Here is a 23,156-nt window from a genome sequence, read left to right as displayed (position 1 = left end):
GGAACATTCATGCTGAAGTACGTCCGAGCGGCCGCGCTGGCCGGCGCCACCATGATGATGGCTCACGGCGCCTACGCCGAGACCGTCATCAAGTCGGTGATGCACTCGCCTCTGCGCCTGACCGACCCGCATGCCACCACCGCGTACATCACGACGTGGCACGGCTACATGATTTACGACACCCTGCTGGCCACCGACGCCGACAACAAGATCCAGCCGCAGATGCTGGAAAAGTGGGAAGTCTCCCCCGATGGCAAGACCTACACCATGACCTTGCGCGACGGCCAGAAATGGCATGACGGCAAGCCGGTGACGTCCGAGGATTGCGTCGCTTCGATCAAGCGCTGGGCCGCCGGCGACGGCATGGGCCGCACGCTGCTGAAGTTCACCGACAAGATCGAAGTCATCGACGACAAGAATTTCCGCATCGTCATGAAGGAACCCACGGACCTGGCGCTGCGCGCCCTGTCCAAGCCCACCGGCACCGCGCCGTTCATGATGCCCAAGCGCATCGCCGAACAGGCCATCGGTCAGCCCATCACCGACATGACCGGCTCGGGTCCGTTCAAGGTCATCGAATTCAAGCCGGGCGTGAAGACCGTCTACGCCAAGAACGCCGACTACGTGCCGCGCAAGGAACCCGCAAGCGGCCTGGCCGGCGGCAAGGTCGTCAACGTCGACAAGGTCGAATGGGACGTCATGCCGGATGCGCTGACCACCGCCAACGCGCTGCTGGGCGGCGAGATCGACTTCGTCGAACAGTTCCCGTATGACCTGCTGCCGATGATCGAAGGCAACAAGGATCTGAAGGAAGAGTCGCTCAGCCCGGTCGGCTACTTCACGATGTACCGCTTCAACTTCAAGTACCCGCCCTTCAACAACAAGAAGGTGCGCCAGGCCGCGATGTACGCCATCGGCCAGGAAGACGTGATGAAGGCGCTGGTCGGCAATCCGAAGTACTGGAAGACCTGCGCCTCGCTGTGGGGTTGCGGCACGCCGCTGGAAAGCGACATCGGCAAGGACATGGTGGTGCCGTCCAACATCGAGAAGGCCAAGGCGCTGCTGAAGGAAGCGGGCTACGACAACACGCCCATCCTGGTCATGCACGCGACCGACGTCGGTACGCTGTCGGCGCAGCCGGTGGTGATGGCGCAGGCGCTGCGCAAGGCCGGCTTCAACGTCAACCTGGCCGCGATGGACTGGCAAAGCGTCGCAACGCGCCGCGCCTCGAAGGCTGCGCCCGCGGAAGGCGGCTGGAACATCCACAACACCAACTGGTATGCCACCGACGTGATGGACCCGGTCCGTTCCGCCCCGGCCGCGGCCAACGGCGACAACGCCTGGTTCGGCTGGCCCGACTTCCCGCAGATCGAAGAGCTGCGCACCAAGATGGCGCTGACCTCCGACCCCGCGGAACAGAAGAAGATCGCCGAGGAAGTGCAGCGCATCGGCATCGATGAAGGCCTGTACGTGCCGCTGGGCCAGATGTCCGTGCCCACCGTCTACTCGACCAAGCTCTCGGGCCTGGTGCACGCGCCGGTGTTCGCGTTCTGGAACGTCAAGAAAGCCCCTTGATGGGCAAGTAGTTCAGGGGGAAATACATGCTGGCATTTGTCTCACGCCGGCTCCTCGCGACCATCCCCGTTCTGGTGATGGTCGCGGTGGTGGTCTTCGCGATATTGCGTTTCAGCCCGGGAGATCCGGCCATCATCATGGCGGGCGACGGCGCCACGCCCGAGCGCATCGTCCAGATACGCCAGACGATGGGCCTGGACCAGCCGGTCATCAAGCAGTTCTTCATCTGGGGCGGCAAGCTCCTGCAAGGCGACCTGGGCACTTCGCTCATGTCGGGCGTGCCGGTCACCAAGCTGATCGGCCAGCGCCTGGAACCGTCGCTCAGCCTGGCGGTGCTGACCCTGGTGTTCACCCTGCTCGTCGCCATTCCGCTGGGCGTGCTGGCTGCATGGCGCCAAGGCAAGCTGCTGGACCGCGCCGTGATGGGCTTCTCGGTGCTGGGATTCTCGGTGCCGGTCTTCGTCACGGGCTACCTGCTGATCTGGCTCTTCGCCATCAAGCTGGGCTGGTTCAACGTGCAGGGCTACGCGCCGCTGGCCAAGGGCTTCTGGCCGTACCTGCACCGCCTCATCCTGCCGTCGCTGGCCCTGTCCACGGTCTACGTGGCACTGATCGCGCGCATCACGCGCACCAGCGTCATCGAGGTCATGGGCGAGGACTTCATCCGCACGGCGCGCTCCAAGGGCCTGGGCGAAACCGGCGTGCTGCTGGGCCACGCCCTGCGCAACGCCGCCGTGCCCATCGCCACGGTGGTGGGCCTGGGCATCGCGCTGCTGATCAGCGGCGTGGTCGTGACCGAATCGGTGTTCAACATCCCCGGCCTGGGCCGGCTGGTGGTGGAAGCCGTGCTCGCGCGCGATTACCCCGTCATCCAGGGCCTGACGCTCTTCTTCGCGTTCGTCTACGTGTTCATCAATCTTGTTGTCGATTGCGCCTACACGGTGTTCGACCCTCGGATCAGGTACTAACACCATGCAAACGCCAACCGATGCCGCCGCGCAAGCGGCCGCAGATCTCCCCGGCGGCGGCACGCCCCAAGCCACCGCCTGGCGCCAGATCCGCCAGGGCCTCAAAAGCTGGCCCGTGATGCTGGCGCTGATCGTGCTGGTGGCCGTCGTCGCCATCGCGCTGTTCGCACCGCTGCTGGGTACCGTCGACCCCACCTCGATCAACCCCGGCGCGCGCCTGAAGCCGCCCTTCTCCGATTACCTGCTGGGCACCGACGCCTTCGGCCGCGACGTCTGGTCGCGCGTGGCCTACGGCGCGCGCGTCTCGCTGATCGCGGGCCTGGGCGCGGCGCTGGTCAGCGTCGCCATCGGCCTGGTCATCGGCGTGATCGCGGGCTGGTTCCGTTCACTGGACGGGCTGATCATGCGCACCATGGACGCCATCATGGCCATCCCCGGCATCCTGCTGGCGATCGCCCTGGTATCGGTCACTGGCGCCAGCATCACGACCGTTCTGGTCGCCATCACCATCCCCGAAATTCCGCGCGTGGTGCGGCTGGTGCGCGGCCAGATCCTGACCGTGCGCGGCGAACCCTATGTCGAAGCCGCGCTGGCCCTGGGCACGCCGCTGCCGCTGCTGCTGTGGCGCCACATGGTGCCCAGCACCATCGCGCCGCTGACGGTACAGGGCACCTATGTGTTCGCGTCCGCCATGCTCACCGAAGCCATCCTGAGCTTCCTGGGCGCGGGCATCCCGCCCGAGATCGCCTCCTGGGGCAACATCATGTCCGAAGGACGCATGTACTTCCGCATGCTGCCCGGCCTGATCCTGTTCCCCGGCCTGTTCCTGTCGCTGACCGTGCTCAGCGTGAACATCCTGGGCGACGCCTTGCGCGACGCGCTGGACCCGAAAATGGTGCGCAGGATCTGATGCCGATGACCTATTCCCCCACTCCTCCCGCGGGCGATACTTCGACCGCCATCCTGGCCATCCGCAACCTCTCGGTGGAAGTCGCCGGCGCCGGCAACCGCGTCGTGCGCAACCTGAGCCTGGACGTGCATGCCGGCGAAACCGTGTGCGTGGTCGGCGAATCCGGCTCCGGCAAATCCGTCACCTCGCTGGCCGTCATGGGCCTGCTGCCTCCCGGCGTGCTGGGCGTCAGCGCGGGTTCGATCCGCGTGGAAGGCGAAGACGTGGTCACGGCCACGCAGCGCCGCCTGCGCGAGATGCGCGCCACGCGCATGGCCATGGTGTTCCAGGAACCCATGACCGCGCTGAACCCCGTGCACACCGTGGGCAAGCAGGTCGACGAAGTGCTGCGCCTGCACCGCAAGCAGATGTCGGCCGCGGAACGCCGCGCCAAGGTGCTGGACATGTTCCGGTCGGTGCACCTGCCAGACGTCGAACGCATCTTCGAAGCCTATCCGCACCAATTGTCGGGCGGCCAGCGCCAGCGCATCGTGATCGCCATGGCGCTGATCCTGGAGCCCAAGCTGCTGATCGCGGACGAGCCGACCACGGCGCTGGACGTCACCACGCAGAAGCAGATTCTGGCGCTCATCAAGGAACTGCAGGTCAAGCACCAGACCGCGGTGCTGTTCATCACCCACGACTTCGGCGTGGTGGCCGAGATCTCCGACCGCATCGTGGTGATGAACCGCGGCGACCTGATCGAAAGCGGCACGCGCAACGAGATCCTGGCCGAGCCCAAGCAGTCCTATACCCGTCGCCTGGTGTCGTCCGTACCCAGCCTGGTGCCCTCGCGCCGCGAGGCGCCGGCGGGCATGCCGGTGCTGCACGTCAAGGGCCTGGGCCGCACCTACGGCACCAAGAGTTCGCTGTTCTCGCGCCAGGCCGCGCGCAACGTGATCGCGGCCGCCGACGTCAACCTGACGCTGCGCAAGGGCGAGATCCTGGGCATCGTGGGCGAGTCCGGTTCAGGCAAGTCGACCGTGGCGCGCTGCATCGTGCGCCTGATCGAACCCACCGCCGGCCACATGATGATGGGCGGCGAAGACCTCAGCACCCTGTCCGGCTCGGCGCTGCGCCCGGTGCGCCGCCGCATCCAGATCGTGTTCCAGGATCCGTACCGTTCGCTGAATCCGCGACGCACCGTCGGTGAGTCCATCATCGAAGGCCTCTTGAACTTCGGCGTTGCCCGCGAGCAGGCATTGAAGCGCGCCGGCGAAACGCTGAGCGTGGTGGGCCTGAGTCCGGACGCAATGAACCGCTACCCGCACCAGTTCTCCGGCGGCCAGCGCCAGCGCATCTGCATCGCGCGCGCCCTGGTCATGGACCCCGAGGTCCTGGTGGCCGACGAAGCCGTGTCCGCATTGGACGTGTCGGTGCAGGCGCAGGTGCTGGAACTGCTGGAACAGGTGCGCCAGCGCACCGGCGTGGGCGTGCTGTTCATCACCCACGACCTGCGCGTGGCGGCGCAGATCTGCGACACCATCATGGTCATGCAGCGAGGCAAGGTCGTCGAAACCGGCTCCGCCGAAACCGTGCTGACCGAACCGCGCCACGAATACACGCGGGCCCTGATCGACGCCGCCCCCGGACGCGACTGGGACTTCCGCAACTTCCGGCCGGTCGCCGCCGGCCTGGGCCACGCGGCCGCGCCCTGAAACTCGCAGCCTGTACACACACTGGAACCGAAATGCCGCAACCGCATGAACTGTCCGCCGTGGAGCTGCTCCAGGCCTACCGCGACAAGACGCTCTCGCCCGTCGAAGTCACCCGCTCGGTGCTGGAGCATATCGCCCGCTGGGAACCCCAGCTGAAGGCCACCTACGCGCTGGATGCGGACGGCGCGCTGGCGCAGGCCCGCGCCTCCGAGGCTCGCTGGATGAAGGGCGAACCGCTGGCGACCGGCGGGCACACGCTGGACGGCGTGCCCGCCACCATCAAGGAAAACATCGCCACGCGCGGCGTGCCGGTGCCGCTGGGCACGGCAGCAACGGAATTGAAGCCTGCCGCCGCCGATGCACCGCCGGCCGCCCGCATGCGCGAGGCGGGCGCCGTGCTGCTGGGCAAGACCACCATGCCCGACTTCGGCATGCTGTCCTCGGGACTGTCCAGCTTCCATGAACTGACCCGCAATCCCTGGGACCTTTCCAAGAACCCCGGAGGCTCCAGCGCCGGCGCGGGCGCCGCGGCAGCCGCAGGCTACGGCCCGCTGCATATCGGCACCGACATCGGCGGTTCCGTGCGTCTGCCGGCGGCCTGGTGCGGCATTGCCACGCTCAAGCCCAGCCTGGGCCGCATTCCCATCGACCCGCCGTTCATGGGCCGCTGCGCCGGCCCCATGACGCGCACCGTCGCCGACTCGGCGCTCATGATGGGCGTGCTGTCGCAGCCCGACGCGCGCGACCACATGAGCCTGCCCTACCAGGACTTCGACTGGCTGGACCTGGAACTCGACCTGCGCGGCCTGCGCATCGGCTTGCTCATGGATGCGGGCTGCGGCCTGCCCCTGGACCCGGAAATCCGCGCCGCGGTCGAGGCCGCTGCCCGCGCCTTCGAGGCCGCCGGCGCCATCGTGACGCCGATGCAGCCCTGGATGACGCCCGACATGCTGGAGGGCGTGGACCGCTTCTGGCGCACGCGCTCGGCCATCGATCTGTCGGCCTTGCCGCAGGCCCGCCGCGACAAGATCCTGCCCTTCATCCGCACCTGGGCGGAAAGCGGCGGCGGCCAGTCCGGCGAAGCCGTATTCCGCAGCTACTACGAGACCATGAACGTGCGCGCCACGACGGTCGCGGCCTGCGCGCCCTACGACTACGTGCTCTCGCCCGTGGCCCCGGTGGTCGCCTACAACGCCGAATGGCCGTCGCCCACCAACGAGGTCGCGACCACCATGCACCACATCGGATTCACGCTTCCGTACAACATGAGCGAGCAGCCCGCGGCGTCCGTCAATTGCGGCTACACCAAGGCCGGCCTGCCCATCGGCCTGCAGATCGCCGGCGCGCGCTTTGACGACCTGGGGGTGCTGCGCATGGCGCGCGCCTGGGAAGCCATGCGACCCGAACAACACCCCTGGCCCCAGCCGCCCCGGGCGGCCTGACCGATCCTCAACAGCAAACCCACAGGAATTCCCATGCGTTGGCTTTTGGCAATGATCAAGCACGAGACGAATACGTTTTCGCCCGTGCCTACCCCGCTTGAGCGCTTCTTTCGCGGCAACCCGGAGGTCCTGGCCGGCGACCGCGCCATCAAGGCCTACGAGAACACCGACAGCGGGCTGGGCGGCTATATCGAAGTGGCGCGCCGCGAAGGCGCCGAGATGGTCGTGCCCGTGGCGGCCGAATCCTGGCCCAGCGGCCCCGCCAGCGCCGAAACCCATGAACGGCTATGCAAGCTGGTCCTGGACGAGGTCCAGCGCGGCGGCTACGACGCCATCCTGCTCGACCTGCACGGCGCCATGGTCGCCGAAGGCGTGGAGGACGCCGAGGGCGACCTGCTGCGCCGCCTGCGCGAGATCGATCCGCACACGCCCGTGGCGGTGACGCTGGACATGCACGCCAATATCTACGACGACATCGTCAAGCATGCCACGGTCATCACCGGCTTCCATACCTATCCGCACGTGGACATCCGCGCGGCCGGCCTGCGCGCCGCGAACGTGATCGCGCGCACCCTGAAGGGCGAGATCAAGCCGGTCATGTCCTGGGCCAACAAGCCCATGCTGCCGCACATCATGTGCCAAGGCACCCACGCGGCGCCCAACAAGCCGCTGCAGGAACGCTGCAAGGAACTGGAAGCCGGCGGCGTCCTGGCCGCCTCCGTCTTCGTGGGATTCCCCCACGCCGACATCCGCGAAGCCGGCCTGAGCGCCGTGGTCTGTACCGACGGCAACCTGGCCCAGGCGCAGCGCCACCGCGACGAACTGCTGGACCAGGCCTGGAACGGCCGCGCCGACTGGGTATTCCACCCGGAGCCGCTGGCGCCCACCATAGCCCGCGCCAAGGCCATCGAACAAGGCCCGGTCGTGCTGCTGGACCATTACGACAATACCGGTTCCGGCGGCACCATGGACACCACCGCCGTGCTGGCCGAGGTGCTGCGCCAGGAACTGGAGAACGTGGTCTTCTATGCCATTTGCGACCCGCAGGCCGCACTCGACGCGGCCGCGGCAGGCGTGGGCCAGACGATCACGATCCAGCTCGGCGGCAAGCTCGCCATGCCCGCCATCAAGGAGCCCAGCGAGCCGCTGGAGGTTACCGGCCGCGTCAAGCTGGTGTTCGACGGCGTCTACCTGAACCGCGGCCCCATGTACCGCGGCGTGCGCAACGACACCGGCCTGACGGTCGTGATCGACACAGGCCGCGTGGAAATCGTGGTGGTGTCCCGTCACCAGGAGCCGTTCGACATCAACTGCCTGCTGTCGGCCGGCATCGATCCGCTGCAAAAACGCTATGTCGTGCTCAAGAGCCGCGTGCATTGGCGCGCGGGCTTTTCCGACATGGCAACGCAGGTCATCGAATGCACCGGCGTGGGGGTGACCACCTCGGACTACGGCCAGCTTGATTTCAAGCACGTGCGCCGCCCCATCTATCCCCTCGATCCGATGTAAACCGGACCGCCGTCGCTGTACCCCGGAAAGCCGGCGCAACTGCGCCGGCTTTCATTTTGAAATCTTCTGTAACGGCGAGCGCCCTCAGATGACCATCGGCCTCGGTATACTCGCCGCGGGCCTTACAGGCCGATGAATACGCGTATTCCGATGGCGGGCGTCAGTAACGGCGTCCGGCGGCCAGAAGCAGCCGCCGTTCACCGGATATGACTCGATAATCAACGATACAAGCAGAACGATGAAAAAGAGCGTAGCGATCACCCTGGGCGTGGTCATAGTGGGAGCGGGAAGCTGGGTCGGGGCCACGTGGTACACCGGCAAGCGCATCGAGGAAAGCTCGCAGCGCCACCTGGCGGAAGCCAATGAAAAGCTGGCCAAGATCACGCCCCTGTTCGGTCTGCGCATCGATCAGCTGAAGTACGAGCGTGGCCTGTTCTCGACGCAGGCGCGCTACGGCGTGTCGCTGGTCAAGGGCGACAAAGTCGCCGAAGACATGCCCAAGGGCATGATCGAGTTCGATGCGTCCATCGAACACGGCCCCTTCCCCAAGAGCGCCCTGGCGCGCGGCGCCATCGCGCCCAAGCTGGCGTTCACGCACGCCGAGCTCGCCAAGACCGACAACATCAAGGAACTGTTCGAGCTGACCAAGGGCGTCGCGCCCCTGAGCGCCGACACGGTCATCAGTTTCGGCGGCTTCGCCACCTCCACCGCCAATATTGCCCCCGTGCAGATCACGCACGAAGGCAACGCCGTCAATTTCAGCGGCATGGCGATCAACGGCACCTTCGACCGCGCGCTGCAGGCCGTCACGGCGCACGCCCTGGTCGAAACGCTGTCGGTGGACGGCGAAAAGTCGGATGATCCCGTCAAGATGCTGATGTCCGGCCTGACCATGGACGTAGACAGCCGCATGGGCAAGTTCGGCCTCTCCATCGGAGATTCCAGCGTCAAGCTCAAGCGCCTCGACGTGACCCGCGCCGGCGACGACATCAAGGTCTCGGTGGACAATCTGGGCTACGGCGTCAAGCTGGCCGAAGACGACAAGAACGTCAACGTCGAAGCCACCTACCAGACCGGCACCATCACGCTCAACGACGTGGCGCTGGGCAACGGCCAGGCCGTGATCAAGCTCGCCAAGCTGGACGGCGCCGCCATCAAGCAGCTGTCGGACACCTACAACCAGATCGTGCGCCAGTACATGCTGGGCGCCAGCGACGAAGGCCTGAAGGACGAGCAGTTCGACGCCGTGCTGGAAAACGCCGGCAAGCTGCTCAACGGCAACCCCACGTTCAGCATCGACCCGATCAGCTGGAAGACCGACAAGGGCGAAAGCAAGCTGACCTTCGCGCTGGACCTGACCAATCCGCCCAACGTCAAGGACCTGACGCCGCAGGAGATCATGGTCAAGGCCATCAAGCAGATCGATGCGACGCTGGTCATCTCCAAGCCCATGGTGCGGGAACTGATCGTCCAGTACGCCGTCAAGAAGCAGGGCTTGACCGCGGAAAAGGCGGCCGAGGAAGCCGACGACCAGATGCGCTCGATGTCCGGCATGGCTGAAATGCTCAACGTCGGCAAGAACGACGGCGACAACATCATCGGCAAGTTCCACTACGCCGATGGCATGGGCGACCTGAACGGCCAGAAGATCCCCGCCGACGAACTGTTCTCGGGCCTGCTGGGCGCGACCGGAATGGACGACGACATGGATGACATGGACGGCATGGAAGAGGAAGGCGAACCGGCCGAAGGCGCGGAACTTGCCGCGCCCTCCGACACCGCGTCCGTGGCCGGCTACATGCAGGACTTCGACCTGGACACCGTGACGACCATGCTGGACGACATGGTCTACAACCCCCGCAAGCAAGACGGCGACGAAGGTCCCGTCCTGATCCTGGATCCCCGCGACACCGGCGCCAGCGAGCTGCGCGTCGACTTCCTGTGCAACGACTTCACCGAGAAGTGCCATGACCTCGTCGTGACCGCGACCTACAGCAGCAAGAAGCCGGTCTCGCTCAAGGCCATCAACGCCTGGAACCAGGAATACCGCTGGACCCGCGCCTACCTGGACGACAAGAACCGGGCCGTGCTGCAGATGGACATGAACTCGGAAGGCGGCATCGGCAAGGAAAACCTGCAGATCATGCTCAACACGTTCTTCAGCATCGCGGAAGACTTCTCGGTGGCCAGCAAGGCCGCGCCGGCGAAGTAAACCTCGGCTGACGCGAGACAAAAAAATCCCCCATCTTTCGGATGGGGGATTTTTTTTGCCTTGGGCCCGGCTCGCGCCGGGCCTCCCGGCCCGCATTTATGCGTAGGCTTCGATCGGCAAGCAGGCGCACACCAGGTTGCGGTCGCCATAGGCGTTGTCCACGCGGGCAACCGGCGGCCAGTACTTGGCGTCGCGCAGCGAGGCCACCGGGTAGGCGGCCTGCTGGCGCGGGTACGCGTGCAGCCATTCCTCGGCCAGCAGCATCTGCGCGGTGTGCGGCGCGTTCTTCAGGACGTTGTCCTCGGCATCGCGCTCGCCGCGCTCGACCTGGGCGATTTCTTCGCGGATCGAGATCATCGCGTCGATGAAGCGGTCCAGTTCGGCAACGCCTTCCGATTCGGTCGGCTCGACCATCAGCGTGCCGGCCACCGGGAAGCTCATGGTGGGCGCATGGAAGCCGTAGTCCATCAGGCGCTTGGCGATGTCTTCGGCGCTGATGCCGCTGGTTTCCTTGAGCGGACGCACATCGAGGATGCACTCGTGCGCCACGCGGCCGTTGCGGCCCGCGTACAGGACCGGATAGTGGTCACGCAGGCGGGTGGCGATGTAATTGGCGTTCAGGATGGCGACTTCAGTGGCGCGGCGCAGGCCGTCGGCGCCCATCAGCGAGATGTACACGAACGGAATCGGCAGGATGCCCGCGGAACCGAACGGCGCGGCCGACACCGGACCGACCTTGGCGTCGCCAGGCAGCTTGCCCTGCTCGTTCACCACGCCCGGCAGGTACGGAGCCAGGTGCGCGCGCACCGCCACGGGGCCCACGCCGGGGCCGCCGCCGCCGTGCGGAATGCAGAAGGTCTTGTGCAGGTTCAGGTGGGACACGTCCGAACCGAACTTGCCCGGCTGGGCCACGCCCACCATCGCGTTCATGTTGGCGCCGTCCAGGTAGACCTGGCCGCCGGCCTGGTGCACCAGATCGCAGATCTCGGTGACGGCTTCCTCGAACACGCCGTGGGTCGACGGATACGTGATCATCAAAGCGGCCAGCTTGTCGCCGACCTGTTCGATCTTGGCGCGCAGGTCGGCCAGATCGACGTTGCCGTTGGCATCCGACGCCACCACCACCACGTCCATGCCGGCCAGTTGCGCCGAGGCCGGGTTGGTGCCGTGCGCCGACGACGGGATCAGGCAGATGTTGCGCTGATGCTGGCCGTTGGCCTGATGGTAGCCGCGGATGGCCAGGAGGCCTGCGTACTCGCCCTGCGCACCCGAGTTGGGCTGCAGGCTGATGTTGTCGTAGCCGGTGATCTCGCACAGCGCGGCCGACAGGCGGTCGATCAGTTCGTTGTAGCCCTGGCTTTGCGAAGCCGGCGCGAACGGGTGGATCAGCGCGAACTCGGGCCAGGTGATGGGGATCATCTCGGCGGTCGCGTTGAGCTTCATGGTGCACGAGCCCAGCGGAATCATGGTGCGGTCCAGCGCCAGATCCTTGTCGGCCAGCTTGCGCAGGTAGCGCAGCATGTCGGTTTCCGACTGCACGCTGGAGAACACCGGGTGCGTCAGGATCGCGCTTTCGCGCGCCACGCCGGCGGGAATGCCGCTGGCGGCGGCCGCGTCCAGCGCGTCGATGTCGAGTTCGACGTCATCGCGTTCCAGGCCGGCGGCGAAGACGTTGACCAGCGCCTGCAGGTCAGCCGCGGTCACGGTCTCGTCCAGCGACACCGCCAGGCGGGCGCCATCGACGCGGCGCAGGTTGATGTGCGCGCAATCGGCGGCGGTCAGGATGGCGGGCGTGGCCGCCCCGGTTTCCAGCAGCAGCGTGTCGAAGAAGGTGTCGTTGACGACCTTCACGCCCAGCTTGACCAGCTCGGCGCGCAGGATGGCGGTGCTGCGCTGCACGCGTTCGGCGATGCGGCGGATGCCGGCCGGGCCGTGCCAAACGGCATACATGCCAGCCATCACGGCCAGCAGCACTTGCGCGGTGCAGATGTTGGAGGTGGCCTTTTCGCGGCGGATGTGCTGTTCGCGCGTCTGCAGCGCCAGGCGCATGGCCGGGTTGCCCTGCGCGTCCTTGGACACGCCGACCAGGCGGCCAGCCATGTTGCGCTTGAAGGCGTCCTTGCAGGCCATGAAGCCGGCATGCGGGCCGCCGAAACCGAACGGCACGCCGAAGCGCTGGGCCGAACCGATGGCGATATCCGCGCCCCATTCGCCGGGCGCGGCCAGCAGGGCCAGCGCCAGCAGGTCAGTCGCGACGGCCACGATGGCGCCCTGCGCATGCGCGGCTTCGGCCAGCTTGCGGTAGTCGGCGACGGAGCCGGTGCTGTGCGGGTACTGCAGCAACACGCCGAAGCACTCGGGCAGGCCTTCGGCCTCGTCGCCGATGGTGATTTCGATGTCCAGTCCTTCGGCGCGCGTGCGCACGACTTCGATGGTCTGGGGATGCACGTGGCGCGAAATGAAGAACACCGGGCTCTTCGACTTCGCGCTGCGACGCGCCAGCGTCATGGCTTCGGCGGCGGCGGTGCTTTCGTCCAGCAGCGAGGCGTTGGAGATGTCCAGCCCGGTCAGGTCGGCGACCATGGTCTGGTAGTTCAGCAGGGCTTCGAGGCGGCCCTGCGAGATCTCGGGCTGGTAGGGCGTGTAGGCCGTGTACCAGGCGGGATTCTCAAGAATGTTGCGCAACACCACGTTGGGCGTCTGCGTGCCGTAGTACCCCTGGCCGATATAGCTGCGGTAGACCTTGTTGCGGCCGGCGATCTGCTTCAGTTCGGCCAGCACGTCGGTTTCGCTGCGCGAGGCGGGCAGCGCCAGCGGGGCCTGGCTGCGGATCTTGGGCGGCACGACTTCTTCGATCAGGGCGTCCAGGCTGGCGCTGCCGATGACGGCAAGCATGGCGGCCTGGTCGGCGTCGGAAGGGCCGATGTGGCGGGGAATGAAGTCGGTGTGGGTGTCTAGGGCGCGCGACATGGAGAGGTCTCGGGATAGCGGGTGTCGTCGGAGGACGGACGGTATTGCATCTTGCGGAACAGGCGCGTGGCGGGTGCCCTGCGCCCGTTCCAGCCAGGCTGGCTTAGCCGTTGGCGACGGCTTCGTAGCCGGCGGCGTCGAGCAGCTTGTCGGCGTCGGCGGCGTTGACCGGCTTGATCTTGAAGATCCAGGCGGTGAAGGCCGATTCGTTGATCAGGTTGGGATTGTTTTCCAGCTCTTCGTTGAACGCGACGATCTCGCCGGCCACGGGAGCGTAGATGTCCGAAGCGGCCTTGACCGATTCGACCACGCCAGCGGTTTCACCGGCGTTCAGCTTGGCGCCGACCTTCACGTCGCCAACGAAGACCAGGTCGCCCAATTGATCCTGGGCGGTATCGGTGATGCCGACGACGAACACATCGCCTTCGGCTTTGACCCATTCATGGGACTCGGTGTACTTGCGATCGGTGGGCAGACTCATGGGAACTCCTGAGGGAATGCGGGTAGATGAATGGTGTTGCGCGCCTCGCGCGGGCGGCCGTCGCCCCAGGGGCCGGCGGCTCGCGCGAAGCTTCGAGTTTACGAGTGTTCGACCGCTTTGCCGTTACGCACGAACGGCAATTTGCAGGCCAGGGCGGGCACCCACTTACCGCGGATGTCGACCTCGACCGTGTCGCCCGCCTTGACGCCTTGAGGCAGACGGGCAAAGCCGATCGACACGCCCAGCGTAGGCGACATGGTGCCGCTGGTGAGTTCGCCCGTGCCTTCCTTGGTGCGCACGGCCATGTGCGCGCGCATCACGCCGCGCTCTTGCAGCTTCAGGCCGATGAAGGTGGCGGGGGTGGCGAATTGTTCCAGCGCGTCGCGGCCGATGAAGCGGCGCTCGGCGTTCTTCAGGGACACGGTCCAGGTCAGGCCGGCCTGGTCGGGCTGGGTCAGCTCGTCCATGTCCTGGCCGTACAGATTCATGCCGGCTTCCAGGCGCAGCGTGTCGCGCGCGCCCAGGCCGCAGGGACGCACGCCCTGGGCGACCAGGTCGCGCCACAGCTGCACGACTTCGGCGGCCGGCAGCACGATTTCAAAGCCGTCCTCGCCGGTGTAGCCGGTACGGGCCACCAGGGTGTCGTCGCCCACGCGGGCGGCCACGAAGGGGGTCAGCGGCTCGCTGGCGGCCTGCCAGGCCGGGCGCGCGGCCCAGACCTTGGCGCGGGCGTTGGGGCCTTGCACGGCCACCATGGCCAGATCGCGGCGCGGCGTGATGGCAACGTCGAACTGGCCAGCCTGCTTGACGCGCTGCATCCAGGCGACGTCCTTGTCGGCCGTGCCTGCGTTGACCACGACGCGCCATTCGTCGGCGGCGAAGAAATAGATGATCAGGTCGTCGATCACGCCGCCTTGCGGGTTCAGCATGCAGCTGTACAACGCCTTGCCGGGCACGGTCAGCTTGGACACGTCGTTGGCGACCAGGCGCTGCAGGAAGGCGAACGTGTCGGGACCGGCCACGTCGACGTTCAGCATGTGCGACACGTCGAACATGCCGGCGTCCTGGCGCACGGCGTGGTGCTCTTCCAGCTGCGAACCGTAGGCCAGCGGCATGTCCCAGCCGCCGAAGTCGACCATGCGGGCGCCAGAGGCGATGTGTTCTTCGGCCAGCGGGGTGCGTTTGAGGGTTGCGGACATGCGCGGAAACTCCGGGGCGGCAGTGTTGCCAGGGTTACGGAATGCCAGTGGTGCCAAGCGGGGTGCGCTTGTACAACGGCTGAATCTTCCGCCCCTCTGTCCTTTTGCCTGAGAGTTGCCCCGCATGGCGGGTTTGCACCTTCGGCGCCTGGGCTGCTCGCTATGTCCCTAGTTCAGGGCCGGCGCCAGGTCTCTCCAGAGTACTGTTTTGCCGCGTCCGCACGGTGAGAAAACCGGGACAGGGCAAGCATGGGCGGTATGGGTTACCTGAGCGATTCCGGGCGAATTGCGCCTTCGGCGGCGGCCGGACGTACAGGCCGCTCTCTCCCGCAACATGCGTGACAGCGGCGCAAGCATACAACGAAAGCCGCGGCCAGGGAATGCCCGCGGCGGCTCAGCCCAGCGCCGTGTCCAGCAGCATCATCAGCACGAAACCCAGCATCAGGCCGCAGGTCGCGTAGACCTCATGCCCCTTGCGGTGCGATTCGGGGATGATCTCGTGGCTGATCACGAACAGCATGGCGCCTGCGGCAAAACCCAGGCCCCAGGGCAGAAGCGGCTCGGACCAGCCGACCACTGCGGCGCCGAGCACCGCGCCCAGCGGCTCGACCAGCCCGGACAGCATGCCCAGCGCCACGGCGAAGGCGCGCTGATAGCCCGCCGCCAGCAGCGCCACCGCCACCACCAGCCCCTCGGGAATGTCCTGGATCGCAATGCCGGTGGCCAGCGCGGTGCCGCGCATGGCGTCGTTGCCCGCGTAGCCCACGCCTATGGCCAGGCCTTCCGGCAGGTTGTGCAGGGTGATGGCGAAGACGAACAGCCAGGTGCGGCGCAGGCGGTGCGCCTCGATGCCTTCCCGGCCCTTGATGAAATGTTCGTGCGGCAGGGTACGGTCCATGAGCAGCAGCACCGCCGCCCCCAGCAGTACGGCCGCGCCCACCGTCAAGCCGGCGCCCCAGGGGCCATAGCCCAGGTCGCGGCCCGCGGCGATGCCCGGCGCCACCAGCGAGAAGGCGCTGGCGGCCAGCATCACGCCGGCGCCGAAGCCGAACATGCTGTCCTGCATTTTCTGGGGGATGGTCCGGGCAAACAGGATGGGCAAAGTACCCAGGGCCGTAGCGCCCGCGGCCACCAGCCCGCCCAGGAGGGCATCGGCCACGTGCGGCGCGCGCACGTCCAGATAGGCCCACAACTGGTGCAGGCCCAGGCATGCCACCAATACGGCCAGGGTCCACACGCTGATGCTGGTGGCCGCCGGCCGCACGCGATGACGGCTGAAGGTATTCATGTGCCGCTGCCCTCCTTGCGAGAGATGCGCTCAGCGCTGGGCTGCCGCGTAGCGGCGCGCCACTTCAGGCCAATTCACGACATTGTAAAAGGCGCCGATGTACTCGGGCCTGCGGTTCTGGTACTTCAGGTAATAGGCGTGCTCCCACACGTCCAGCCCCAGAATGGGCGTGTTGCCGTGCATCAGCGGGCTGTCCTGGTTGGCGCTGCTTTCCACCGCAAGCTTGCCGGCCGGCGTGACCGAGAGCCAGGCCCAACCGCTGCCGAAGCGGGTCAGCGCAGCCTTGGTGAACGCGTCGCGGAAGGCGGCCTGCCCGCCCAGTTCGGACTCGATGGCCGCTGCCAATGCGCCGTCCGGCTCACCCCCGCCCTCGGGCGACATGACCGACCAGAACAGGCTGTGGTTGGCGTGGCCCCCGCCGTGGTTGCGCACGGCGCCGCGGATGGCTTCGGGCAACTGCTCCAGCCGCGCCACCAGGGACTCGACCGGCTCGTTGGTGACGATGCCCGCGCCTTCCAGCGCGGCGTTCAGGCTGTTGACGTAGGTCTGATGGTGCTTGCTGTAGTGGATCTCCATCGTCATCGCGTCGATGTGAGGTTCCAGGGCGTCGTAGGCATACGGCAGGGGCGGAAGAGTGTAGGCCATGCATGTCTCCGTTGGATCCGCCCCCCGATTCAGGGTTTGGATCAATATCGAAAACATAAATGATAAGTATTTTTATTTGATATAACAATGGCAGGCTTCCAATACCTGCCATAGCGCCGGCCTATCGGCGCCCTGTCCCGCCAGAGGACGCTACAGCGCCTTGCCGCAGGCCACGCCCGAAGCCCAGGCCCACTGGAAGTTGTAGCCGCCCAGCCAGCCCGTGACGTCCACGGCTTCGCCGATGAAATAGAGGCCGGCGACGGTCTTGGCCTGCATGGACTTCTGGTCCAGCCCGCGCGTGTCCACGCCGCCGCGCATGACTTCGGCCTTCTTGTAGCCGGCCGTGCCGCTGGGCACCAGGCTCCATTGATGGATGTCCTGGGCCAGCGTGCGCAAGGTCTTGTCCGGCGCGTCGGCCGGGCGCAGCGCCGCCAGGCCCGGCTTGCCGCCCTGCTCCGCCAGGTGCAGCCAGCGGTCGGCCAGGCGCTTGGGCCAGAGGCCCGCCAGGACGGTATGCAGCTGCTGCCGGTTGCCCGACTTCGACGCCAGCAGTTCTTCCGCCAGATCGCGGCCAGGCGCCAGATCGATCACGATGGGCTCCCCAGGTTTCCAGTAGCTGGAGATCTGCAGAATGGCAGGTCCGGACAGGCCGCGATGGGTAAAGAGCAGGTCCTCGAGAAACTCGCCGCGCGCCTTGCCCTGCCCCGTGTGCAGATTGACCTCCAGCGCCACGCCGGACAATTCGGAAAGGGACCGCCACTGCTCGGCATCGAAGGTCAGCGGCACCAGGGCGGGACGCGGTTCCACGACCTTCAGGCCGAACTGCCGCGCGATCTTCAGGCCAAAATCGGTGGCGCCCAGTTGGGGAATGGCCATGCCGCCGGTCGCGATCACCAGTTTCGCGGCGCGGATCGTGCCCTGGCTGGTGTGCAGCTCGTAACCCTGCTCGCCATGGCCGATCTCGGCCACCGAGCATCCCATGCGCCACTGCACCCTGCCCGCGTCGCACTCCGCGCGCAGCATTTCGATGATGGATTCGCTGGAATCGTCGCAGAACAGCTGGCCGCGATGCTTCTCATGCCAGGCGATGTGGTGGCGCTTCATCAGCGCCAGGAAATCCTGCGGCGTGTAACCGGCCAAGGCCGAACGGCAGAAATGCGGATTGTCGGAGAGGAAGTTGGCGGGGCCGGCGCCGATATTGGTGAAGTTGCAGCGGCCGCCACCGGAAATGCGGATCTTCTCCGCCAGGCGCTCGGCGTGGTCGACCAGCACCACGCGCAAGCCGCGCTGGCCGGCGACCGCGGCACACATCATGCCCGCGGCGCCGGCGCCGAGTACTGCTACATCGAACATCAGTCTTCGATCAGGCAGTCGACGTAATAGCGCTTTTCGCCATCCGGACCCACTTCGTCGGCCAGGCCGTGGATGTAGGTTTCGAAGCCCGGGAAGCGCTGGTTGAACTCGCGCGCGAACTGCAGGTACTGGACGATGGTGCGGTTGAAGCGTTCGCCCGGGATCAAGAGCGGGATGCCCGGAGGATACGGGGTCAGCAGCACGCCGGTGACGCGGCCTTCGAGCTTGTCGATGTCGACGCGCTCGACCTCGCGGTGCGCCATGCGGGCGAAGGCATCCGACGGCTTGAGGGCCGGCACCATGTCGCTCAGGTACATCTCGGTGGTCAGGCGGGCCACGTCACGCGCGCGATAGGCTTCGTGGATCTCCTGGCACAAGTCGCGCAGGCCCATGCGCTCGTAGCGGCGATGGTCGCGGCAGAATTCCGGCAGGATGCGCCACAGCGGCTGGTTGCGGTCGTAGTCGTCCTTGAATTGCTGCAAGGCGGTCAGCAGCGTGTTCCAGCGGCCCTTGGTGATGCCGATGGTGAACAGGATGAAGAACGAATACAGGCCGGTCTTCTCGACCACCACGCCGTGCTCGGTCAGGTACTTGGAGACCAGCGCGGCGGGAATGCCGGTTTCGCCGAAGCTGCCCGACATATCCAGGCCCGGGGTGATGATGGTGGCCTTGATCGGGTCCAGCATGTTGAAGCCTTCGGCCATTTCGCCGAAGCCATGCCAGTGGTCGTTGGACTCCAGGATCCATTCGTCGCGGTTGCCGATGCCTTCCGAAACCAGGCGGTTCGGCCCCCAGACCTTGAACCACCAGTCGTTCTTGCCGAATTCGGATTCCACCTTGCGCATGGCGCGACGGAAGTCCAGGGCTTCGCGGATGCTTTCCTCGACCAGCGCGGTGCCTCCCGGCGGCTCCATCATGGCGGCGGCCACGTCGCAGGACGCGATGATCGCGTACTGGGGCGAGGTGGACGTGTGCATCAGGTAGGCTTCGTTGAAGACGTTGCGGTCCAGCTTGCGGGTCTCGGACTCCTGCACGATGATCTGCGAGGCCTGCGAAATGCCGGCCAGCAGCTTGTGCGTGGAGTGGGTGGCGAACACCATCGCGTCCTGGCTGCGCGGACGGTCCTGGCCGATGGCGTGCATGTCCTGGTAGTACTCGTGGAACGACGCGTGCGGCAGCCAGGCTTCGTCGAAGTGCAGCGTGTCGACGTAGCTCCCCAGCTGCTTCTTGATCATTTCGACGTTGTAGATGACGCCGTCGTAGGTGCTCTGCGTCAGCGTCAGGATGCGCGGGTTCTTGTTCACCGCTTCGCGCGCGAAGGGGTTGGCCTCGATCTTCTTGCGGATGTTGTCCGGGTGGAATTCTTCCAGCGGAATCGGACCGATGATGCCCAGGTGGTTGCGCGTGGGGCGCAGGAACACCGGAATCGCGCCCGTCATCGTGATGGCGTGCAGGATCGACTTGTGGCAGTTGCGGTCCACCACCACCACGTCGCCCGCGGCCACGTTGGCATGCCACACCACCTTGTTGGAGGTGGAGGTGCCGTTGGTCACGAAGAAACAGTGGTCGGCGTGGAAGATGCGCGCGGCGTTCAGTTCGGATTCGGCCACGGGACCGGTGTGGTCCAGCAGCTGGCCCAGTTCGTCCACGGCGTTGCAGACGTCTGCGCGCAGCATGTTCTCGCCGAAGAACTGGTGGAACATCTGGCCCACCGGGCTCTTCAGGAACGCCACGCCGCCGGAGTGGCCGGGGCAGTGCCAGGAGTACGAGCCGTCCTGCGCGTACTTGACCAGTTCACGAAAGAACGGCGGCGGCAGGCTGTCGACGTAGCTGCGGGCTTCGCGGATGATGTGGCGCGCCACGAATTCGGGGGTGTCCTCGAACATGTGGATGAAGCCGTGCAGCTCGCGCAGGATGTCGTTGGGGATGTGCTCGGACGTGCGCGTCTCGCCGTACAGGTAGATGGGGATGTCGGCATTGCGGAAACGCAGCTCGCCGATGAAGGCGCGCAGGTTCTTGATGGCGCTGGCCACGTCCTCGGGCGAATCCACGTCGAACTCTTCGTCGTCGATCGACAGGATGAAGGCGCTGGCCCGGCTCTGCTGCTGGGCGAACGAGCTCAGATCGCCGTAACTGGTCACCCCGATCACCTCGACGCCCTCGGCCTCGATCGCCGCGGACAAGGCGCGGATACCCAGACCGGACGCGTTCTCGGAACGGTAGTCTTCGTCGATGATGAAAATGGGGAAGCGGAATTTCATGCAGGCGCTCCTGGGGGCAAGGCGGGTTCGGACGCGTAACGCGGCGCGAGTGTACTTCTAGTAAAAATCCGCCTGATGACAGACGGCGCGAGCACCCGCCAGGGCGGCGGGAATGGCCGAATTGTAGGGCTGTTTTTCTTACAGCCCTAAGGGAAATCCCGGAATGGCCCGGACGGCCGTTGTCATCGCGCCAAAAGCGGACGTTTTCAGCACAGAGAGCCGGGCCGCACGGGGAAGCAAACCGGGCGCCCGAAGCGCCGGGACGCTAGCGGATGGTGCGGGCCTCGCCCGCCTGCAAGGCCATCAGGAACTGTTCGAAATAAGGTGGGATGGCCTCGGCGGAGCCGTAACGGATGCGCCTTTCGACCTTGGCGATGGCGCCGAAGCAGACCTCGGAATCGGGCTCGCCGCAGACCAGCACCACTGGGTCCTCGTCATCGCACACTTCGTAGAGGCCGCCATACGCGCGGCGTCCCACCTCGTAGAGGTAGGCGGCGGCGCCGACGGTCTGCATGGGAGTGAGAGGCAAGGTCCCGAGATGGGCGGCCTCCAGCGCTTCGTCCAGCGCATGGACGCTGGATGGCGTGTAATCCAGCACGGCGCCAGCCGAGCCGGCTGCCTGGACGAAGTCCTGCGCAGCACCCGCCACGCGCGCCACGAACTCTTCCTGGACTTCGTCGCGCTTGGCGTCCTGGTTTGTCTTGAGGAAACCGAACATCATTGGCTCCTTTGTGAAAACCGCAAGCGGCGTTAGGACCATTATAGGCAGCGCGTCCCCCTATACTGGCGAATCCACCGCCGAACGTTCCCTATTCCCAACACTTGCCGACCATGTCCCCGATCACCGTCCGACGCCTTGTTCCCGCCGACGCGGCGCCGCTGCGCCAATTGCGCCTGGACGCCCTGGTGGAAACCCCTGAATCGTTCGGATCGAGTTACGAAGAGGAACACACGCTGACATTGGAGGATATCCGCGGCTGGATCCAGCCTTCGGACGACAGCGCAATGTTTGGCGCGTTCTGCGGCGGGGTCCTGGCCGGCATGGTCGGCGTGGGCCGCCAGCGCAAACTGAAGATGCGCCACAAAGCGCACATCTGGAGCATGTACGTGGCGCCGGCGCAGCGCGGTCAGGGCCTGGCCCGGCAACTGATGCAGGCGGCGATCGCCCATGCCTCGGGCATGCGCGGCATCCGCCAGGTGCAGCTGAGCGTGACCGCCAACAATCAGGCGGCCACCGCGCTGTATCTAAGCCTGGGCTTTGCCGAATACGGGCGCGAGCGCGAAGCGCTATGCGTGAACGGCGAACTCTACGACGAAGCGCTGATGGCGCTGCCGCTGGCCGGCAAGTAGCGGCGCGGCATCAGGCCGCGCCAGTCCGGCGCCGCGTGCTGAACGCCCGCACCAGATTGCGGCCTTCGTCCTTGGCTTTGTAGAGCGCCTGATCCGCCGCCTTGATCACCGCGTCGGGCGCGCGCAGGGAGTCGCTGCGTTCGGCTACGCCTATGCTGACCGTCACCCGCAGCGGCCGCGCATTGCGCGCGTCGCGCCCGCCGCGGCGGCGCAGGCCGATCTGGTCGGCCTTGGGGCGCACCGGCTTGTCGCGCAGGCGCATCTGGTAGGCCTCGATGGAGCGCCTGACGCTTTCCAGGTGCGGCATGCTTTCCGCCGCGGTCTTGCCCGGGAACACCAGCGTGAATTCCTCGCCGCCGTAGCGGTAGGCCCGGCCGCCGCCCGGCACGCGCCGCAACTGCGCCGCCACCATGCGCAGGACCTGGTCGCCTACGTCATGCCCGTGGGTGTCGTTGAAAGCCTTGAAGTTGTCGACGTCGGCCATCGCCAGCGTATAGACGCGCCCCATGCGCTGCAGACGCTCGTTCAGCGCGCGCCGGCCCGGCAGGCCGGTCAGCTCGTCGCGAAACGCCATGTGGAAACCTTCGTGGGCCAGCGAGATGCACAGGGCCGTCAGCGCGGCGGTAGACATCAGCGCCAGTTCGACGGGATGCTCCGCCCCGCGCGGCAAGGCCCACGCCATGCACACGAATCCTAGCCACTGCCCCGCCTGCTGCGGACGCCCATAGCGCAGCAACAGCAGGGTCAGCGTCAGGCCCGTGGCCAGCAAGGCGATCAATCCTTCGATCGGCACGCTCAGGTGGGCCAACCTGCCCTGCACGGAGAGCATGCCAAGCAGATCGTTCACGCCGTCCTTGCCGGCCAGCGCAATCGCCGCCGCGCCGGCGGCGATCATGCCGATGCGGGCGGCCAGGTCCAGCAACATGCTGGAGCGCTCGGACCACAGGGCGTTGATGGTGTAGGCCAGGGACCACCACGCCAGCGCCGGTCCGACGGCCCAGGGCGCTTCCGTGGCCAGCGCCGGCCAGGCCGCCGTGGCGGCCAGCACGCTGAGCATCAGCACCATGGTCTGTGCGCGCTGGTACATCAGGCACACGGCAACGCCGATCAGCGCCATCACCCAAGGCACGAACGGCACGATCTGCGTCAAGGCCGGCGGCCATTCGCGCCACAGCAGCAGCCCCACCGCAGCGGCCACCGGCAGCGCAGGATAGAACAACAAAGGCAGCCAGGGGATATGGGGGTAACGCACGGGTCGGGGCTTTTTTACGCTTGCGGAGATGACGTCGCCAAATC

General features: G+C 66.5%; 17 protein-coding genes and 2 riboswitches. Of the genes, 8 read left to right on the top strand and 9 right to left on the bottom strand.

The genetic code is table 11. From position 1 onward, the window contains the following. The first annotated feature begins 9 nt into the window (after window positions 1-9). The 7 genes from AC1RHV_RS17315 (at window position 10) to AC1RHV_RS17285 (ending at window position 10,313) form a co-directional block, all read left to right on the top strand. Complete coding sequence (locus AC1RHV_RS17315; RefSeq protein ID WP_054451985.1) at window positions 10-1,575, top strand: ABC transporter substrate-binding protein; 1,566 nt, start codon at window positions 10-12, stop codon at window positions 1,573-1,575. Between the two features lie 26 nt (window positions 1,576-1,601). After that, window positions 1,602-2,543: an ABC transporter permease gene (locus AC1RHV_RS17310; protein WP_054451986.1), complete on the top strand. Its 942-nt coding sequence runs from the start codon at window positions 1,602-1,604 to the stop codon at window positions 2,541-2,543. Between the two features lie 4 nt (window positions 2,544-2,547). Then, complete coding sequence (locus AC1RHV_RS17305) at window positions 2,548-3,453, top strand: ABC transporter permease (RefSeq protein ID WP_054451987.1); 906 nt, start codon at window positions 2,548-2,550, stop codon at window positions 3,451-3,453. A 5-nt stretch (window positions 3,454-3,458) separates the two neighbouring features. After that, window positions 3,459-5,150, top strand: coding sequence for an ABC transporter ATP-binding protein (locus AC1RHV_RS17300; RefSeq protein ID WP_054451988.1), 1,692 nt, complete (start codon window positions 3,459-3,461; stop codon window positions 5,148-5,150). 32 nt (window positions 5,151-5,182) lie between these two features. Next, complete coding sequence (locus AC1RHV_RS17295; RefSeq protein WP_492301472.1) at window positions 5,183-6,592, top strand: amidase; 1,410 nt, start codon at window positions 5,183-5,185, stop codon at window positions 6,590-6,592. 33 nt (window positions 6,593-6,625) lie between these two features. After that, window positions 6,626-8,101, top strand: coding sequence for a M81 family metallopeptidase (locus tag AC1RHV_RS17290; RefSeq protein WP_119450320.1), 1,476 nt, complete (start codon window positions 6,626-6,628; stop codon window positions 8,099-8,101). Between the two features lie 238 nt (window positions 8,102-8,339). After that, entirely contained in the window at window positions 8,340-10,313 is a 1,974-nt protein-coding gene (locus tag AC1RHV_RS17285; RefSeq protein ID WP_175180589.1) for a DUF945 family protein, read from the top strand. 96 nt (window positions 10,314-10,409) lie between these two features. Here AC1RHV_RS17285 and gcvP read toward each other — a convergent pair whose 3' ends face one another. The 8 genes from gcvP to AC1RHV_RS17245 all read right to left on the bottom strand — a co-directional run bounded on the left by gcvP (window position 10,410) and on the right by AC1RHV_RS17245 (window position 21,228). Next, a complete protein-coding gene (gene gcvP / locus AC1RHV_RS17280; protein WP_054451992.1) occupies window positions 10,410-13,283 on the bottom strand; it encodes an aminomethyl-transferring glycine dehydrogenase in 2,874 nt (957 codons plus the stop codon). Between the two features lie 103 nt (window positions 13,284-13,386). Continuing rightward, on the bottom strand, window positions 13,387-13,764 hold the full coding sequence (gene gcvH / locus AC1RHV_RS17275; protein ID WP_042795177.1) for a glycine cleavage system protein GcvH: 378 nt from the start codon (window positions 13,762-13,764) through the stop codon (window positions 13,387-13,389). 98 nt (window positions 13,765-13,862) lie between these two features. Beyond that, complete coding sequence (gene gcvT, locus AC1RHV_RS17270; protein WP_492301470.1) at window positions 13,863-14,963, bottom strand: glycine cleavage system aminomethyltransferase GcvT; 1,101 nt, start codon at window positions 14,961-14,963, stop codon at window positions 13,863-13,865. An 86-nt stretch (window positions 14,964-15,049) separates the two neighbouring features. Beyond that, window positions 15,050-15,172: riboswitch (glycine riboswitch) on the bottom strand. A gap of 35 nt (window positions 15,173-15,207) precedes the next feature. Further along, window positions 15,208-15,303: riboswitch (glycine riboswitch) on the bottom strand. Between the two features lie 54 nt (window positions 15,304-15,357). Next, window positions 15,358-16,251 carry a ZIP family metal transporter gene (locus tag AC1RHV_RS17265; protein WP_054451994.1) on the bottom strand — a complete coding sequence of 298 codons (894 nt, stop codon included), beginning with the start codon at window positions 16,249-16,251 and terminating at the stop codon, window positions 15,358-15,360. A 30-nt stretch (window positions 16,252-16,281) separates the two neighbouring features. Beyond that, complete coding sequence (locus tag AC1RHV_RS17260; RefSeq protein ID WP_088154256.1) at window positions 16,282-16,896, bottom strand: superoxide dismutase; 615 nt, start codon at window positions 16,894-16,896, stop codon at window positions 16,282-16,284. A 150-nt stretch (window positions 16,897-17,046) separates the two neighbouring features. Continuing rightward, entirely contained in the window at window positions 17,047-18,249 is a 1,203-nt protein-coding gene (locus AC1RHV_RS17255) for a BaiN/RdsA family NAD(P)/FAD-dependent oxidoreductase (RefSeq protein WP_492301468.1), read from the bottom strand. Further along, entirely contained in the window at window positions 18,249-20,510 is a 2,262-nt protein-coding gene (locus tag AC1RHV_RS17250) for an arginine/lysine/ornithine decarboxylase (protein WP_054451997.1), read from the bottom strand. The genes AC1RHV_RS17255 and AC1RHV_RS17250 overlap by 1 nt, the downstream gene beginning before the upstream one ends. A 265-nt stretch (window positions 20,511-20,775) precedes the next feature. Continuing rightward, the gene (locus AC1RHV_RS17245) at window positions 20,776-21,228 is read right to left on the bottom strand and encodes a hypothetical protein (RefSeq protein ID WP_054451998.1); all 453 of its coding nucleotides are present in this window, start codon (window positions 21,226-21,228) and stop codon (window positions 20,776-20,778) included. A 113-nt stretch (window positions 21,229-21,341) separates the two neighbouring features. Between AC1RHV_RS17245 and AC1RHV_RS17240 the strand changes: the two genes are divergently transcribed. Further along, window positions 21,342-21,860, top strand: coding sequence for a GNAT family N-acetyltransferase (locus AC1RHV_RS17240; RefSeq protein ID WP_054452319.1), 519 nt, complete (start codon window positions 21,342-21,344; stop codon window positions 21,858-21,860). Between the two features lie 10 nt (window positions 21,861-21,870). On the opposite strand, the gene AC1RHV_RS17235 is transcribed toward AC1RHV_RS17240, so the two are convergent. Beyond that, entirely contained in the window at window positions 21,871-23,112 is a 1,242-nt protein-coding gene (locus AC1RHV_RS17235) for a GGDEF domain-containing protein (RefSeq protein ID WP_175161315.1), read from the bottom strand. Window positions 23,113-23,156: the final 44 nt, after the last annotated feature.

Source organism: Achromobacter sp. GW823-FHT04E03 (assembly GCF_058796095.1).
This window is presented reverse-complemented; position numbering and strand designations above follow the sequence as displayed.